1 pseudogene is annotated in these 421 nt (G+C 47.7%); it reads right to left on the reverse strand.

The window, feature by feature from the left end:
* Window positions 1–349: pseudogene (locus A9180_RS22180) on the reverse strand (transposase); the annotation flags it as partial.
* Window positions 350–421 lie beyond the last annotated feature (72 nt).

The raw sequence follows: 421 nt of genomic DNA on the forward strand, positions 1-421 counted from the left end.
ACAACGGCAACAGGAAACCGCGCCCTGAGTTTCTCAACTAATGAGAATTGTTCAGGGAGTCTGACATCAAGAGCGCGGTAGCCTTTTTTAATATATCCCTTTCCATTTCAACGCGTTGAAGTCTTTTCTTCAACTCACGTATTTCAATCTGCTCAGGTGTCATGGGTGAAGCTATGGGTGATTTTCCCGCTCGCTCTTCTTTCAGTTGTCGAACCCATTTATCCATCGTGGATTTGCCGACATTCATCGCAGTGGCAGCGGCGGCAACGGTGTAATGCTGATCGAGTACAAGCTGGGCTGCCTCGAGGCGAAACTCGGGGCTAAAATTGCGTCTGTTACGTCCGGTCATAATGTCACCTGTTTTGACTATGAGGTGATGATATCACCTCTATTCAGGTGGCCAAATTCACTATGCCACTAC

The sequence above is a fragment of the Escherichia sp. B1147 genome (assembly GCF_001660175.1).
Lineage (GTDB): Bacteria > Pseudomonadota > Gammaproteobacteria > Enterobacterales > Enterobacteriaceae > Escherichia > Escherichia whittamii.